At 43.9% G+C, this 16,164-nt stretch carries 9 protein-coding genes and 1 pseudogene; 5 read left to right on the forward strand and 5 right to left on the reverse strand.

Annotated elements, in window-relative coordinates; translation table 11 throughout:
* The first annotated feature begins 65 nt into the window (after positions 1–65).
* From prfB to pbpG, 3 genes are all read left to right on the forward strand, one after another.
* Positions 66–1,164 (forward strand): peptide chain release factor 2 gene (prfB, locus tag JFT56_RS04170; RefSeq protein ID WP_198782452.1). Its coding sequence is split into 2 segments (ribosomal slippage): positions 66–140 and positions 142–1,164, totalling 1,098 coding nucleotides; the frame shifts between segments, so codons are not numbered across the junction.
* Positions 1,165–1,193: 29 nt separating this feature from the next.
* Positions 1,194–2,696: a lysine--tRNA ligase gene (gene lysS, locus JFT56_RS04175; RefSeq protein WP_198782453.1), complete on the forward strand. Its 1,503-nt coding sequence runs from the start codon at positions 1,194–1,196 to the stop codon at positions 2,694–2,696.
* A 433-nt stretch (positions 2,697–3,129) separates the two neighbouring features.
* Positions 3,130–4,095: a D-alanyl-D-alanine endopeptidase gene (gene pbpG, locus JFT56_RS04180; RefSeq protein ID WP_198782454.1), complete on the forward strand. Its 966-nt coding sequence runs from the start codon at positions 3,130–3,132 to the stop codon at positions 4,093–4,095.
* A gap of 82 nt (positions 4,096–4,177) precedes the next feature.
* On the opposite strand, the gene JFT56_RS04185 is transcribed toward pbpG, so the two are convergent.
* From JFT56_RS04185 to JFT56_RS04195, 3 genes are all read right to left on the reverse strand, one after another.
* Complete coding sequence (locus tag JFT56_RS04185) at positions 4,178–5,275, reverse strand: calcium:proton antiporter (protein WP_198782455.1); 1,098 nt, start codon at positions 5,273–5,275, stop codon at positions 4,178–4,180.
* A gap of 318 nt (positions 5,276–5,593) precedes the next feature.
* Entirely contained in the window at positions 5,594–7,336 is a 1,743-nt protein-coding gene (locus tag JFT56_RS04190; RefSeq protein WP_198782456.1) for a toxin-antitoxin system YwqK family antitoxin, read from the reverse strand.
* 9 nt (positions 7,337–7,345) lie between these two features.
* Complete coding sequence (locus JFT56_RS04195) at positions 7,346–9,619, reverse strand: hypothetical protein (protein ID WP_198782457.1); 2,274 nt, start codon at positions 9,617–9,619, stop codon at positions 7,346–7,348.
* A 285-nt stretch (positions 9,620–9,904) separates the two neighbouring features.
* Between JFT56_RS04195 and JFT56_RS04200 the strand changes: the two genes are divergently transcribed.
* Positions 9,905–10,867, forward strand: a complete 963-nt coding sequence (locus JFT56_RS04200) for a dienelactone hydrolase family protein (protein ID WP_198782458.1) — start codon at positions 9,905–9,907, stop codon at positions 10,865–10,867.
* Between the two features lie 961 nt (positions 10,868–11,828).
* Positions 11,829–13,922 (forward strand): hypothetical protein, encoded by a 2,094-nt coding sequence (locus JFT56_RS04205; protein WP_198782459.1) that lies wholly within the window; start codon positions 11,829–11,831, stop codon positions 13,920–13,922.
* Between the two features lie 256 nt (positions 13,923–14,178).
* Here JFT56_RS04205 and JFT56_RS20070 read toward each other — a convergent pair whose 3' ends face one another.
* Together JFT56_RS20070 and JFT56_RS20075 are read right to left on the reverse strand one after the other, a co-directional pair.
* On the reverse strand, positions 14,179–14,655 hold the full coding sequence (locus JFT56_RS20070; RefSeq protein WP_420136020.1) for a methyl-accepting chemotaxis protein: 477 nt from the start codon (positions 14,653–14,655) through the stop codon (positions 14,179–14,181).
* 111 nt (positions 14,656–14,766) lie between these two features.
* Positions 14,767–15,501, reverse strand: a pseudogene (locus tag JFT56_RS20075) (PAS domain-containing protein); the annotation flags it as partial.
* Positions 15,502–16,164 lie beyond the last annotated feature (663 nt).

Raw genomic sequence — 16,164 nt, forward strand, 5'->3', positions numbered from 1 at the left:
GTTAATCACCGCCTCCTTTAATGGATGACCAATTAAAGCGGCCAAATAAAGAAAGTTGAAAATTCATGTTTGAAGTTAATCCAGTAAAATTCAAAATTAAGGAGCTTGCCGAGCGTACGCAGCTTCTTAGGGGGTATCTTTGACTACGATGCTAAACATGAGCGTCTAGAAGAAGTCACTCGTGAGCTTGAAAGTTCCGATGTGTGGAACGACCCAGAACGTGCCCAAGCCTTAGGTAAAGAGCGTGCAAACCTCGAAGCCGTAGTGAAAACTATCGACGATATGGACACAGGTCTTGAGGATGTCGAAGGGCTGCTCGAGCTGGCCGTTGAAGAAGATGACGAAGATACCTTCAATGAAACCTCCAAAGAGCTGGATTATTTAGAAAGTCGTTTGGCCGAACTCGAATTTCGCCGTATGTTCTCCGGTCCACAGGACGCCTCAAACTGTTACTTAGACATTCAGTCTGGCAGTGGTGGCACCGAAGCCCAAGATTGGGCCAACATGGTACTGCGTATGTACCTGCGTTGGGGCGATGCCCACGGTTTTAGCCCTGAGCTGATGGAAGTGACCGACGGTGATGTGGCCGGTATTAAAGGCGCGACCATTAAATTTACCGGTGAATATGCCTTCGGTTGGTTACGCACCGAAACCGGCGTGCACCGTTTAGTGCGTAAATCGCCGTTCGATTCATCGGGTCGCCGCCATACGTCATTCTGCTCGGTATTCGTATACCCTGAGATTGATGACGATATCACCATAGATATCAATCCTGCTGACTTACGTATCGACGTTTACCGCGCCTCGGGTGCCGGTGGTCAGCACGTTAACCGAACCGAATCTGCGGTACGTATTACCCACTTACCGACTAATACCGTGGTGCAGTGCCAGAACGACCGTTCACAGCACAAGAATAAAGATTCGGCGATGAAGCAGTTAAAAGCCAAATTGTTCGAACTCGAAATGCATAAGCAAAATGCTGAAAAGCAAGCGGCCGAAGATGCTAAATCTGACATCGGCTGGGGCAGTCAAATTCGCTCCTATGTATTAGACGATTCCCGTATTAAAGACTTACGTACTAGCGTGGAGACGCGCAATACCCAAGCGGTACTCGATGGCGATCTGGACCGATTTATCGAAGCCAGTTTGAAATCAGGGCTGTAATCAATTCAAAGGTATAGACGAGAAATAAGATGACTGAACAAGTACAAGATGAAAACAAACTGATCGCCGAGCGTCGTGCCAAGCTAGAAAGCATCCGCCCAAATTGTAGCGCTAATGCTCACCCTAATACCTTCCGCCGTACCCATAAGGCGGCCGAGCTGCAGGAAAAATACGGCCAAAACACTAAGGAAGAACTCGAAGCTTTAGGTTTTAAAACCAGCATCGCTGGCCGTATCATGGCAAAACGTGGCCCATTCCTAGTGATCCAAGACGTTTCAGGTCGCATCCAAGCCTACGCTGAAAAGGGCGTACAAGCAGAGCTGAAGGATCGTTACCAAGGTCTGGATATCGGTGACATCATAGGCGTGACTGGTCAGTTGCACTTGTCTGGTAAAGGCGATCTGTACGTCAACATGGAAGAATACCAACTGCTGACCAAAGCACTGCGTCCGCTGCCTGAAAAATTCCACGGCTTAACCGACCAAGAAACCCGTTATCGCCAACGTTATGTTGACTTGATCGTTAACGAAGAGTCTCGTCAGGCCTTCGTAATGCGCTCAAAAGTGGTTGCCGCTATCCGTAACTTTATGATCAAAAAAGAGTTCATGGAAGTTGAAACCCCAATGATGCACGTGATCCCAGGCGGCGCTTCTGCCCGTCCATTTATCACCCACCACAATGCGCTGGACATGCCAATGTACCTGCGTATCGCGCCAGAGTTATATCTGAAGCGTTTAGTGGTCGGTGGTTTTGAGCGTGTGTTTGAAATCAACCGTAACTTCCGTAACGAAGGCCTGTCGCCACGCCATAACCCAGAATTCACTATGATGGAATTCTATATGGCCTACGCTGACTACAAAGATCTGATGGACTTAACCGAAGAATTGTTAAGCTCTATCGCCATTGAGTTATTAGGTAGTGCGCAAATGCCATACGGCGAGCACACTGTTGATTTCGGTGGCCCCTATGCGCGTCTGAGCATGTTAGAAGCGATTCAGAAGTACAATCCTGACAACGCGACTATCCAAGCCATGACCTACGAGCAAGTGAAAGATCTTGAATTCATGCGTGAATTGGCAGCTAGCCTTGGCATCAAGATCGAGAAGTTCTGGACCTGTGGTCAGCTATTAGAAGAAATCTTCGGTGAAACCGCTGAATGGCAGTTAATGCAACCGACTTTCATCACTGGCTACCCAGCGGACATTTCACCACTGGCACGTCGTAACGATGACAACCACTTCATCACCGACCGTTTTGAATTCTTTATCGGTGGCCGTGAAGTGGCTAACGGTTTCAGCGAATTAAACGATGCTGAAGATCAAGATAGCCGCTTTAAGGCGCAGGTTGATGCTAAAGATGCGGGTGACGACGAAGCCATGTTCTACGATGCGGACTATATTACTGCACTGGAACACGGTTTACCGCCAACAGCGGGCCAAGGTATCGGTATTGACCGTTTAGTGATGCTATTCACTAACACTCACACTATCCGTGATGTGATCCTGTTCCCAGCGATGCGCCCTCAGGCCTAAGCTTGCCGAGCCCATTTAAGGGCTAACTTGACCTTAGCCTTTAAGTAAAAAACCAGCCAAATGGCTGGTTTTTTGTTTTGGAAGAATCCACTCAGTTTACTGATTACAGCGAGGTAAATGCCTATAGGAAGAATCGCTTCATCTTTGAATTAAAAAGGCCATCAAGCCTTTTGATTGAAGTTTTCTACTGCTAAAAATCATTTTTGCAGTGTTAGTTGCTTAGGTAAGTAAAAAGTCTACATCTAGATGCTTGGTTATTCGCTTAGTTCAACTATTTAAACTGTTACTTTTTTGTGAAGTAGTTGGCGAAAAATGCTGATATTACTGATAAAAGTCGAGTTGTGTTCTATGCCTTTCACCATAGACCTCTTATACTTAACCTCAACCCTGTGCCGTAGCACATTTGACTTATTAACGACTCAGTGAACTCTACATGAAGATCCCTTCTCTGCTTGGTAGTTTTATCTTGGTATGCAGCAGTTTCACTGTTGCCGCGACAGCGCATTCTGCCGATTCGGCCTCTGTCACTACAAAAAGCACCGCCACTAAAACCAGCGCCGCTAAAAAGGCCCCTGCTAAACAGGAAGTGGCCGCCAATAGTGCACTGGTGGTCGATCTTAAAACCAATGAAGTGCTCTATTCCAGTAATCCCGATGCGGTAAGACCGATAGCTTCAGTGACTAAACTGATGACCGCCATGGTAACCCTAGATGCTAAATTGCCTATGGATGAAAAACTGGCCATCAATATTAATGACACTAAAGAAATGCGCGGCGTTTACTCGCGGGTGCGTATCGGCAGTGTGATTAGCCGTAAAGAAATGTTATTACTGACATTAATGTCATCTGAAAACCGCGCAGCCGCCAGTCTTGCCCACCATTATCCCGGTGGACATAAGGCCTTTATCAAGGCGATGAATGCTAAAGCCAAAGCCTTAGGGATGAAAAATACCCGCTATGTTGAGCCCACAGGATTGTCTGAAAAGAACGTTTCCAGTGCCAAGGATTTAGTGGTGTTGCTTAAAGCCAGCCAAGGCTATCCTATGTTAGGTCAGCTCAGTTCGACTGAAAAGAAAACCGTCACCTTCGCTAAACCAAAATACAGTTTAGATTTTCGCAATACTAACCGTTTGGTTTACAAAGATAACTGGGACATTCATCTGACTAAAACCGGTTTTACCAATGCGGCTGGACATTGCCTTGTGATGCGCACCGAAATGGCAAAGCGTCAGGTTGCTTTTGTGGTGCTCGATGCCTATGGCAAATACACCCATGTCGCCGATGCTAACCGTTTGCGCCATTGGTTAGAAACGGGCAAAGTGACGCCTATCCCTGCGGAAGCTAAACAATATAAAAAGCAGCGTAGTCAGCAGCAATTGGCTAAAGTGAGCCAACCTTAAGGTTTACAACTTAGTGCGTACAAGACAGATAAAAGACCGAGTAGCATTGCGACTCGGTCTTTTTACGTTTGCTTACTGCCAGTTAGGCATGTTCGAACATTAAGAATAAGTACACAATAAACAGTACTATATGGGTCGCGCCATGTAATGCATTGGTTCGACCGCTGCTAAAACTCACCTTGCAAACCATCAAACTTGTCACAAGTAGTACCATATCCGCAGGCGCTAGGCCTAAATGAACCTCTTGATTTATCACGCTACCTACAATCAACACCGCCGGAACTGTGAGGGCAATGGTGGCGAGCACTGAGCCAAAATAGAGGTTCATTGCCCGTTGCAGTTGGTTATTCAGCGCGGCTTTAAAGCCGCCAACGGCTTCGGGTGACAAAATCAAACAGGCCACAATAAAACCGCCCAATGCTTGGGGTGCACCTAGGGCCGCCACGCTGTAATTGATTGGCATAGCTAAGGTTTTTGCTAGCAGAATCACTATCAGTAAGTAACCTATCAGCAATATGGTGTGATAGGCATTACTGCGCAATATACCGTGGTGTTCCTCGTGATCCTCATGGTCTGCATCGACGAAGAAGTGGCTATGGCTCTTGGTCTGGATCACTAAAAAGATGCCATAAAGCAGAATCGAAATAATGATCAGCATCCAAGACATGGGCTTAGACATGCCGCCGATAGTACCGCCTTCGGTAAAATTGGGTAGTATTAAACAGAGCAGGGCAAGGGGAATGATCGCCACTAGGTAGGATTTGACCCCATCTAAATTAAAGTGTTGAGTGTGATAACGCCAGCCGCCAAGCAATAGGGTGAATCCGACTAATCCATTGATAATTAACATGACAACGGCGAACATGGTATCACGGGCCATCACAGGGTTAGGCTCACCCGTTAACATAACAGAGGAAATCATCACCACTTCGAGTGAAATCACCGACAGGGTCAAGATTAAGGTGCCATAGGGATCGCCCAGTTTAATGGCGAGCGCGTCCGAGTGGCGCACCACTGAGAATATTGCCCAAGTCACTACGCCTAACAGGGCGAGTGATACTGGAATATAGGTTGAGAGGGCAGTGCCATCGGCAAGTAAGCTTTCGCCACCCGTCTTAAAGAATACTAAGGTGAGTATTCCCAGTAGCAGGGCAAGCTCATCTTTGATAAATGTCTTCATAGGCTATTTGTCCAAATCGAAAAAGGGCCGCTAGTATAGACATTGGTTATGGCACACTTTGCATGAAACTTCTTTTAGATTTGGGGTTAGAAGCAGAAGTTTGAACTTGATCGCTTTTTTATTCAGAAGTCCATTTTGGCATGAATACCTTTGCCTTTAGTGCATTTGCCGCCATTGGAACTAAATTGTAGCTTATTGAATATGCTGATTTTGCCTGCTTAAGGCCGCTAAGTCGGCGCCAATACAGGACTCCTGCTGGGGATATCGATTGGCTGTGCACTCTAGGTAGTGCACAGCGCTGAAGTTTACATGCTTAGGCTAAAAAATAGGGAAAACATGGTCCGAGGTTATCACCGGCAGCGGTATTTCTTGATTTAAAAACTCGCCATGATTGTAGCTATTGATCACTTCTATCCAGCCATTATCCCTAAACTCGTATTGTTTACCATGAAACCTGCCTTGCTCGTCATAATTCGCTATTTCAAGCACATAGTCTTCGGTATTACGCAGTTCCCAGTGGCCGACTTGTTTACCTTGGTCGAAGCGGCCGTACCAATAGTGTCTCTCAGGATTTGGCCTTGGGTTGAAACCGAACTCACCATGGGTGTACACCCAGTCGCCATCCTGCTGCCCATTGCGGTATTCGCCCTTTTCATACAATTGGCCGTTCGTGGCGTAGCGTTGTACTAATCCTTCGGGTTTGCCATGGTTAAAGTTGATTAATTCAAGCAATTGCCCAGAACTTGTCTCATTACGGAACTCACCATCGAGCTCGCCTTGGGCATCATAGCTAAAGGTGAGGGTGGCATCTTCTTGTTGTTTCTTCCAAGCGCCAACGGGCTTGTCGTTGGCATATTGGCCGCGCTCGGCCACCCACTGTTCCCCTGTCTCATGGTTAATTTTCAGCATTTCGTAGGGGCCTTCGCGCTTGCCCTCTTTAAAATATTCCCGGGTAATCACTTTTACAGTTTGACTTCGGTTTAGGGTTTGCAGATATAACCCCGTCAATTGGTTATCGATATGCTCGCTGCGGCTGATTAACTCACCTTGCTCAAATGTTTCGTTGAGGACCCATTTTTTAAGCTTGTCCTCCTCTGTGTTAGAGGTAAGTTGACCGTCATTAAAGCGTTGATGCTTACGGTAAACCCAGTTGTTGTCTTGGTGTTTTTCTTCGATTGAACTGAGCATTTCGCCCTTTTCATTGTATTTAATCGATAACTTCACATTCCATGGCGCCTCTATGATTTCCTTTTGGGCTACTTGGCCATTATTAAAGTAATCCAGTTGTTCACCGACTTTATAATCATTGTGGTAGCGGTAGTGGCGCTTTACCTTGCCATCGTCGAAATATTCGAAGTAATCCCCGTGTTTCTTACCTTTGACATAAGCTTGGGTCGAAATGATTTTACCAAAGCCCCAATTGGTCTCGTTGCCATGTGTAAGCCCATCCACCATAGGGATTTCGACGTGTAAGTTGCCATTGTCATAGTACTGGGTAACACAAGTACCACTATTACAGACCTTGCCCCTAAGCTTGCCCTCGCTATCAAAAAGCTCGCTTATACCGACCTCTTTGCCATCTTTATAGGTCGTTTTGTACCGGATCTTCCCACCTTCCCAATAACCCGTTTCAAGGCCTTGTTTAACACCATTTTCATAGTGCGATTCAACATACAATTGACCCGTGGCGATATATTTTTTGAGCAGGCCATGAAGTTGACCTTGCTCGTCGCGAAAGCCTTGTTCGTAGGGCTTGCCATCCTCAAAGTAGCATTGATAAGCACCGCGGAATTGTTCGCTCGCGAGTGTTTTACCGATATTGTTATCGGCGAGGGCACTGGCGCAGAAAAGCATATCTTTGTCTTTGTAATAAATCTCAGCTTTATAATTTCCGTCGATCACTTCGGTCGATTGTTTTAGATAGTACTTAGCCTGTTTTTTATCTTTGACGACATTCCAATGTTCATCGAGTAGCACTTTTTGTGCATTGGCATTGGCACTGAGAGTGATACAGATAAGTACCAGTGCTCCAAGGAGTAGTTTTACTGTAAATAGACGCATAACCGCTCCTTATGGCAAAGGTTTAAAGGTGAATTCATAGGGGATGTCTACGGGGTTTTGAGAGAGAGTCATATAACTCACCTTCGCTGCAGGGCCCGCCACACTCAAATAGCGGCCATCGATCAGCGCCTCTTTAATCCGCAGTTCGGTGGTTTCGGGCAGTCGAATCGTTAGGGATTTGCCTTGGGCATCCTCGACTTTAAAGTAGTTCTTAAGATCTTTACTCGGCTCGTCACCATAACCGGTTTTTGTTAGCCAAGCTTGTAAATCGATTAACCAAGGACGTGGGTTAGCTGCCTGCTCTAAGGGTTGCCAACTGATATCACCTTGGCAATGGATTTTTCCTTGGATGTGTTTATCGTAGAAAAACTGCCGCTCGCGGTCGGGCGTCATCAGGGTATAGGCTGGTCCGTTTGGGGCATTATGCTCAAACTGCCAAGTGACGTCGTGTTTCCCCTCTTTAAAACCTTGTTCTATTTCAGGTTTACAGGCACTCGCTAATGCGGCTGACATAGGAATATACAGATTATGGCCATTTTCAGTGACAGGTTTTATCCCTTGGATCGCACTGATTTCAGCGTTTGATGGTTCAAGATCTTGATAGAGGAAGTTATTGAGGCTCGAATCGCCAAACTCGCTTAAGGGATTGGCCAGATTTTGGTTGTAATCGCTAAATTTCATAAAGCGGATGTTCTTGGTTTGGCTTAACTCCGGCTGTGGCTGCTGCTCAATGACGACAACGGTTTTAGGGATCTCATCTAGCTTAAGTAGCAGGGCGCGGGTGCTAAGATGATGGGGATCATCGACACCGATTAATTCCCCCAGCAGTTCCTTATCCGTCACCGTTAGCCATTTGGGATAATCACCATCGCGGCGGGCTTCGGCCATCTTCCCTTTAAATTGCTGAAAAGGAAGATTAATGTTTTGAGTTTTACTCTGCTTTGTCACGACTTTAAATAGCTTTGCCTCGGCGTCGAGCACCTGAATCGTGAGGCTCGCATCGCCGAAGGCGTAAGGATTCGCGACCAGTTCATCCCACGACTTTTCGACTATTTTATTGCTTTCAGGGATTAGGGTCAGCTTGGCGCTGATATGATCTACCTGCTTGAGTTTATTGGCAGTGTTATCCCAACCTGTGGCGATAATATCCACCGAAGACTCAATCGAGCGGTTGAAATTCATCGCCAAACCTCTGCTGTGCTGCCAGAAGTGAATGTCTATCGGATTTCCGCTGGCATCAAAGGCGGCTAAGTCTTCATACTGCACATTGGCAACCACATATCGCGGGCTCATATTATGCACAAAGCGCAATTGCAGCACTTCCGGCGTGTCAGCGCCCCATGGGCCAATATTATCAAGAATACCTTGCTGATCAGATAATAAGGATTCTATAAACTCCTTATCATGGGCTTTATATTCCCGAGGTACATCACTAATGGGGTACAGCTCTTTTTGCAGATCATCTATATCACGCTCGGCATCGTAGTTAGCGTCGGCATGCCAAAGTATGTTCATGATATAAGGGCTATCCTTGGGCGCCATGGCGATGCGGCGGGTGAGGGTACTGCCTTTGCTCTCTTCCTGTTGAAAAAACGCCATGCTCTCTAACCAGCCGGTTTTGCGGTTAAGCTCAAACTTGCCATAGGCCTTAAAGTTGTCTTTCTCACCTTGTATTACCGCAAATAACTTATCTTCTGTTACTTGCTCAACCGTCCAAGTTAGGCGCGCGTCCATGGGGGCACTAATGCTATAACCGACCCTTGGCTCGAGCGCCACGGGCAAGGTTGGGGCCTGTTTAAACAAGCTATTAAGATTAATCCAGTGCTCAAATAACTCTATGATATCTTTTTGATCCGCCTTCGCGATGGGCGTTAGCTGCCGTACTTCCCCCTTGCTGAACTCGACATTAAAGCCGTCTTTAACCAGTTGCACTATTTCATTGGACTGGCTTTTAGGGTCGATATTACTCACCGGAATGGGCATGCCATAGTCGCTTATTTGCAACAGGTTAGGTTGGAGAAAAAAGTGGGCATTATGGGTTAACGGCGTTGTTAAGCTGGCCGCTTTACCTTCTGCATCTTGCAATTGGTAATCCAGCAGCAATCGCGCCTGCATTACTTTGCGGGTTTCAAAGCCATCATTGAGGCTTACGGTGGAAATGATCTGATATTCACCTTGAGTGGGGATGCTAGCTGACTTGCTTGAAAGCGAATTATCGCAAGCCGTTAACCCAAGAGTGAGCGTGATAGTGGTACAAATTACCCTGCATATCCCTATAGCCATCTGAACTCCATTGGCAACTTATGTTATTGAAATGTAAACTTATTAGTTTGTGAATTGGCGACATTATACACAAAAAAACGCCTTTGGAATAAAAAGCTCACACCAATATCAGGCTAAGATCAGTCATAAGTTGACTATTGGACGAGTCGATAATTGTTTGCCCTGTGACACAAAGCCGATTGCCCTGATAAGCCTTCATCCTTTACTCTTGTTAACGCAGCCAAATTACTCACAAGCTAGGGAAGATAACTACCTGTGGTTAGCTTGTTCAATGGAGAGAGAACGATGAGCCCACACGAAAAGTCTGAGTTAATAACGCCACCTTCCCAACCTATCCCCCAGGAAGCCTTTGATTGGTACGATGAATATGCCCACGGAATCATCGACCGCCGTGAGTTTATGGCTCGCCTTGCAGGGCTTGTCGCCCTAGGTTTTACCATGACGACCCTTACGGGCGCACTCCTGCCCAACTACGCCCTTGCCGAGCAAGTGTCCTTTAACGATCCCAATATTCAGGCCAGTTATGTGAAGTTTCCATCCCCCGAGGGGTATGGTGAGGGGCGAGGCTATTTGGTCGTGCCAAGTACATTATTAGTGCCGGGGGCCGCAGTGGGCGATCCTATGACCTTAGATCCCACGAAAAAAGCGGCGGTAGTATTAGTAGTGCATGAAAATCGTGGTCTTAATCCCTATATCGAAGATGTGGTCCGCCGTTTAGCGGCCAAGGGGTATATCGCTTTCGCCCCCGATGCCCTCTATTCCCTCGGTGGTTATCCCGGAAATGATGATGCGGGCCGCGCCATGCAAAGTAGTTTAGACAGAGCCAAAATCGAGCAGGACTTTATCGCCGCCGCCCGTTTTTTAAAGGCGCACCCCCAGAGCAATGGCAAACTCGGCGCCGTTGGATTTTGCTTTGGCGGCTATATAGTCAATATGCTGGCCGCCACGATTCCAGATGAACTGAACGCGGGCGTGCCATTCTATGGCACTCCAGCAGCGGATGAGCTGCGCACTCGAGTCAAAGGGCCACTGATGCTTCAGTTTGCCGAGCTAGATCAACGAATTAATGATACTTGGCCAGCGTATGAAGCTCAGCTTAAAGCCAATAATGCCGATTACATCGCCTATCTTTACCCTAAGGTGAACCATGGTTTTCATAATGATTCCACCGGTCGCTATGATGAGCCAACCGCCGAGCTTGCATGGGCAAGAACCTTGGATTTTTTTGGTAAATATTTACAGGGTTAGGTTTTGCCGAATTGCAAAGGGAATTTTGGGAGTGCGGCCAAGGTTTGGGTTATGGCCCACACTCGATGATATTGCTGGTTCGCTGGATGTCGCGAATTAGCAATGTTATCGCTGCAAAGTAACGGTGCGACCCATTGCCTGCCGCAGGCTTTAGCACTCTCCAGTGACAATGGCGTTGTGGGCTTGCTCCTAAAAGCTAAATACCAAAATTAGTTATCACTTAACTATCTAATTTAACTGTCTAATTTGTAATGCTAAAGTTATAGACAAGTGTACGCTATGTCGTTATCTTAGGTTTTTAACAAGGATGAGCTTTAAGATGAGCTTTAACCGCGTATCCGCGATTGGAGTCACTTGCATCAGGACGATGTGTCTTTTCTTTCTTAGATACCCAAATCCTCCTGCAAATTCGTGAATATGCTTTGGCACTTATGCTTATTGCCACAGTGCTTATTGGCATTTTGCTCAATGTTCAGCTGTGGACGTTTTGAGTTGATGCAACCTTGTTTTGATTGATGGCTTGGCTGACGGATGTTGGCGAAGTGCGGTAGCCATGGGAAGCTTTATCGGTTCACAAAGTAATGAACTGGCAGTTTTGCGGCCTAGCGGCCGAGTTGAATCAAGGTCGTGGGTCTTCTACCCACACCCGACCAAGGAGGACTGCTCGTCCTATCCTCCTTGGATGCTCCTTGACGCCCCTAACGGAGTTGAAAGCCCCTTGGGCATTAAGCGTCCTTATGCTATCGCGTCAGACGCTCGTCCCTGATTCGACTGACGCTATCTCGGCATCCATGCCTCGTTCACGCAACGAACGCAAATGCCCTGCGGCAACTCCGAGGGGAGGTGTATTCCTTGGGCTCAGGAGATATTGGTTGATTGCTAAAGCATAAAAATGTGCCTGTCCGATCTTTTGCGATCTTTTGTTCCGATCTTTTGTGTTTATATTTAAATTGGAGTGAATATGTCTTTAAATGTGGGTAGCTTATCTGATACTTTTTTATCAATGACTGATTCGTTAAGTAAGTATCGTCGTGCAGATTTAAAAGACGGTGATGGTAATAATTTAATAGAAGAACTTTATGTCGATCCACTAGAAAATGATCTGATTTTAAAGTCCATGCTTAAGGAAAATACCACCTTATTAATGGGGAGGAAAGGTACTGGAAAATCCACAATTATTAACAGGTTTCAACATGAAATTCGTAAGTCAGAGAATAAACTGTCATTGTATATCGACGTTAAAGCTTTGTTTGAACAAGCTAGGAAATCATACTTCAGTTTGCAATCATTAGATATAGAATTAACTCCTGACAGTTTAGATCGTCTGAGTTTGTATGTGTTTTTTATTGAAAAAATCATATCAGAAATACAGGATGAAATAAAAGCTAGTGTATTTAAGTCTAGATTTAAACGATTTTTTATACAAGATGGTTTAACGGAGAAAGAGTTTAATAAACAGCTTGATATACTATTCAAAGGCGTTAAGAAACCATTGTTTGTAGATGTAACTGCATGTAATCAGATAATTAAAAATGAAACTGGAAAAAGTTCTAGGGCTAAAGACTCAAATTTGGGTTTTGAGTTTAACATTCAGAAGCAAAGCGTGAACGGAGGAATTAAAGATTCTTCTTATGTTGAAGACTTGGAATCAAAGCAGTTTACACAGGTTTTAAGTCGGTTTTTTGATATTATTGGTTTTATGAATAATTTGAAGAAACTACTTAAAAAAATCCCTATTGATACTGTTTTTATTTGTCTCGATGATATGTCAGAAATTGACAAAGAATCAATGGAGGTTTTTACTGATTTTATTGTTGGGCCATTGAATAATTTGTCTGATGAATTTTTTAAGTTTAAAATATCCCTTTATCCTGGTAGGGATTATTTGCCATCAATAGACAGGCAGAAGGTTAAAACATATTGTTTAGATTATTATGATTTATATTCTGCAGGAAGTGTTGATAAAGTTGAAGATTCTGCAATTAAATATACTAGAAGGCTTTTGGAACGAAGATTTAATTATTATTTTGAGGGGATAGGTTTAAGTGAGTTCTTCGATCTTTCAAATGTTGATTCTATGAATGATTATTATAAGATTGTTTTTCAAATTAGTTCCAATGTGCCTAGAATTATTGGAAAGATATTGGAGATTTCCTTGCAGAAGACTAATGGATTTGAAAGGAAAATAAATAAAGCTATATTGCAAGAATCAGCTAGACAGCATTATAAAAATGATATCGAGTTCGTTTTAACAAAAAGTGAGTATATTGAATACAAAAGTTATAATGAAGCGTTTGAAAAATTTCATTTATTGGATTTGTTAAATAAAATTATTTTAAAAGCCATTAACAATAAGAAGCATGTAGGTGTTTCAACTGCAAAAATATTTTCTCAATATACAACTAATACAGCTCCATCAAATTATCTTTATATATCTGAATCTATGGAGGATATTTTAAAGACGTTAGAGTTTAATTTTTTTATTACTAAATTCTCTCAGCAAAAAGATAAAGATGGTGATAATGTTAGTGTTTTTTCTTTAAATTATGGGTTATGTGTTGAAAATAATATAATTTTTGATGATAAAAGTGACAGGAAATTTAGGGTTGAAAGGGTTTTTGATTTTAATAAGTTAGTTGCTGATTGGATGAAAAGTTCACAGGAATTAGTATGTTTAAGTTGTTGTGAACTATATGATATAGCTAAGAAAGATGTTTTTATTACCCATAAAATACCATGTCTTAAATGTAATGGTGAAGTGGTTTTAAGATCGATAATAGATGATAGTCAGCGGGTTAAAATAGAAAGCAACATAAAAATTCCAATGAAAGAGTATGAAATATTAAATGCTTTAAATAATAAAGATTCTTTAACTGCCACTGACTTAGGTGATGAGCTGGATCGTCCTTATCAGTCAATTAACCACAGTATTGGTAATAATAGTAAGATAAAACATTATGATTTTATAAAGCGAGAGGAAGTATTGAAACGTCCATACTTTTCATTAACAGTTAATGGTCAGTTATATTTGAATGGAGAGTTTACATCAGAATAGTTTCTTTAGATTTTAAATCAAAAGGTTTATTGAGACATCCATTGTTAAATTTAGCGACAGGTATACTCGGGAATTAACGAGATTAAGTACAAAAAAATCAGCCACCATTTTAAATCGTGTGGTTTAGGAGTCTTTACTCGATTTTGTAAAAGTTATGCTGCGGCCTTGCCCCTTTAGTGGATATAAAGGGGCGAGGTGCTGAGCTAATGTGAGCTTAATCGTTTTGATGTTTTAATTGATGGTTATTCAATTAAAATCAATTAGTTAGATGATTTGTGAACTGCCCTACGGCGTTTACGACTTTTTGTGCACCATCTTGGATATCTGACATGACCTCGCCAGATTGGGTGGAAAGTACTAATCCGTGTTGTGCTTGTTTTTTCCCTTCTTCGATCATGTTAACTGCATTTTCGGTTAATTTTTTGTTTTGCAAGACAACCTCAACGATTTCCTCCGTCGCTTTGCTGGTGCGAGAGGCGAGTTGTCTAACCTCATCGGCAACGACTGCAAATCCACGGCCTTGTTCACCCGCGCGTGCCGCTTCAATTGCCGCATTCAGAGCCAGTAGATTGGTTTGATCCGCAATGCCGCTAATACTTTGCACGAGCGCCCCAATCATTTGTGATTGTTTATCTAAGGCGGCAATGCCTTGCGCGGCGATGTCCATTTGGTCGGCCAGTTTATGCATAGCTCCAACGGTTTCCTGCAACACTTTGCTGCCCATTTGTGCCATATCATCCGTTTGTTTTGAGGTGCTGTAGGCGATATCGGCAGCTTCGGATATGGCTCGCTCTCGAGTGACCTGCTCGGTAATGATAGTGGCAAATTTCACGACTTTATAGAGTGTTTTATAGCTATCAAAAACCGGATTGTAGGAGGCCTCTAGCCAAACCTCTCGTCCATAGCTGTCAATACGTTTAAAGCGATTTGCAACATATTTACCTTGGCGAAGTTGTTCCCAAAACTGTTTATATTCCAGTGAATTATAATCTTCAGGTTCACAAAACATCCTATGGTGCTTACCAATAATTTGGCTTTTGCTATAACCCATAGCCTGTAAAAAATTATCATTAGCCGCGAGGACTATACCTTCCAAATTAAACTCAATCACTGCCGTAGAGCGCTGCAATGCTTGGGTTAAGTCTTCATGTTCCTGGGAGTTTTTGATGGTACGGGTCAGATCGTTTGCATATACGGATATATGTTTAACTTGGCCTTTAGCGTTTTTTACTGGCTGCACAATTGCCCGTAGCCATGCCTCTTCACCGTCACCTTTTATGATTTGCAGAGCGCCAGCCCAATGCTCACCGCGGGTTAATGCATTACACATTAGCTTGTAGTGGTTAGTATTTCTGGCTCGTAATGGCACAAGCTCGGTGAGCTCTCGACCTACGGGTGAGTTTCTCTGAAACAACATGTCATTAGTAAAATGCGCGTTTGCGGCGGTAATTTTTCCTTTTGAATCAAGTGTTAATGCTAACATCTCGTTGTCTAGGCTTTCCCTTACCTGTTGCATTGAAAGTAATTCCTCTTTCAACTGCTCGATTTCCTCTTTCAAACGCTTATTAAATATGATCATATTGGTTTCCACTGCGGATCATGGGGGCACTTTTTGCTGCTATGTTGCACAGTATAGTTGGTATATAGGTGTTCTTAAGTACGTACAAACGGGTGTAACAGATCAAATTCTTGTGCCACCTATTGTAACTTTTATTGGGCCACTTGCTCGTGGAAAGATAGGACAAGAAGCCAAAGACACCGGGCAGGCATAACTCCTTCAATGTGAAAAGTTAACTCTAATGCCACAGAAGTTCATCTATCTCCTTTGGTTAAGGTGTTATTAGCCTAGATTGGCAAGGTAGTTACCAAATTAGCCACTACTTAACTATCTAATTTTTAATGTTAAAGTAGTAGACATGATTTAATCAGAACGCTATCTTAAGTTTTAACAAGGATGAAACTTAATCGTGACCGTGGTTAAGTTCACTTGCATCAGGAAGATGTGTCTTTATTTCGCAAGAAACACCTCCTGAACAATATGCGATAAGTCTCTGGGCGCAAGGCGCAAGGCGCAAGAACCTAGGGCCTAGAATCTAGAACCTAGAACCTAGAACCTAGAATCTATAAAAGCATTACAGCAGTGCAATCCCTTGGCTAATGGGTGTTGGCCAAGTGCGGTAGCCATGGGGAAAGCTTTGTCGGTTCACAAAGTAGTGAACTGGTCATTTTGCGGCCTAACGGC

The organism is Shewanella putrefaciens (assembly GCF_016406305.1).
Taxonomy (GTDB): domain Bacteria; phylum Pseudomonadota; class Gammaproteobacteria; order Enterobacterales; family Shewanellaceae; genus Shewanella; species Shewanella putrefaciens_C.

What these genes read in the sequence shown, in the direction of transcription:
- JFT56_RS04195 (WP_198782457.1), bottom strand. Translation starts at nt 9,619, where the DNA reads ATGGCTATAGGGATATGCAGGGTAATTTGTACCACTATCACGCTCACT.
- JFT56_RS04200 (WP_198782458.1), top strand. Translation starts at nt 9,905, where the DNA reads ATGAGCCCACACGAAAAGTCTGAGTTAATAACGCCACCTTCCCAACCT.
- JFT56_RS04205 (WP_198782459.1), top strand. Translation starts at nt 11,829, where the DNA reads ATGTCTTTAAATGTGGGTAGCTTATCTGATACTTTTTTATCAATGACT.
- JFT56_RS04190 (WP_198782456.1), bottom strand. Translation starts at nt 7,336, where the DNA reads ATGCGTCTATTTACAGTAAAACTACTCCTTGGAGCACTGGTACTTATC.
- JFT56_RS04185 (WP_198782455.1), bottom strand. Translation starts at nt 5,275, where the DNA reads ATGAAGACATTTATCAAAGATGAGCTTGCCCTGCTACTGGGAATACTC.
- pbpG (WP_198782454.1), top strand. Translation starts at nt 3,130, where the DNA reads ATGAAGATCCCTTCTCTGCTTGGTAGTTTTATCTTGGTATGCAGCAGT.
- JFT56_RS20070 (WP_420136020.1), bottom strand. Translation starts at nt 14,655, where the DNA reads ATGGCACAAATGGGCAGCAAAGTGTTGCAGGAAACCGTTGGAGCTATG.
- lysS (WP_198782453.1), top strand. Translation starts at nt 1,194, where the DNA reads ATGACTGAACAAGTACAAGATGAAAACAAACTGATCGCCGAGCGTCGT.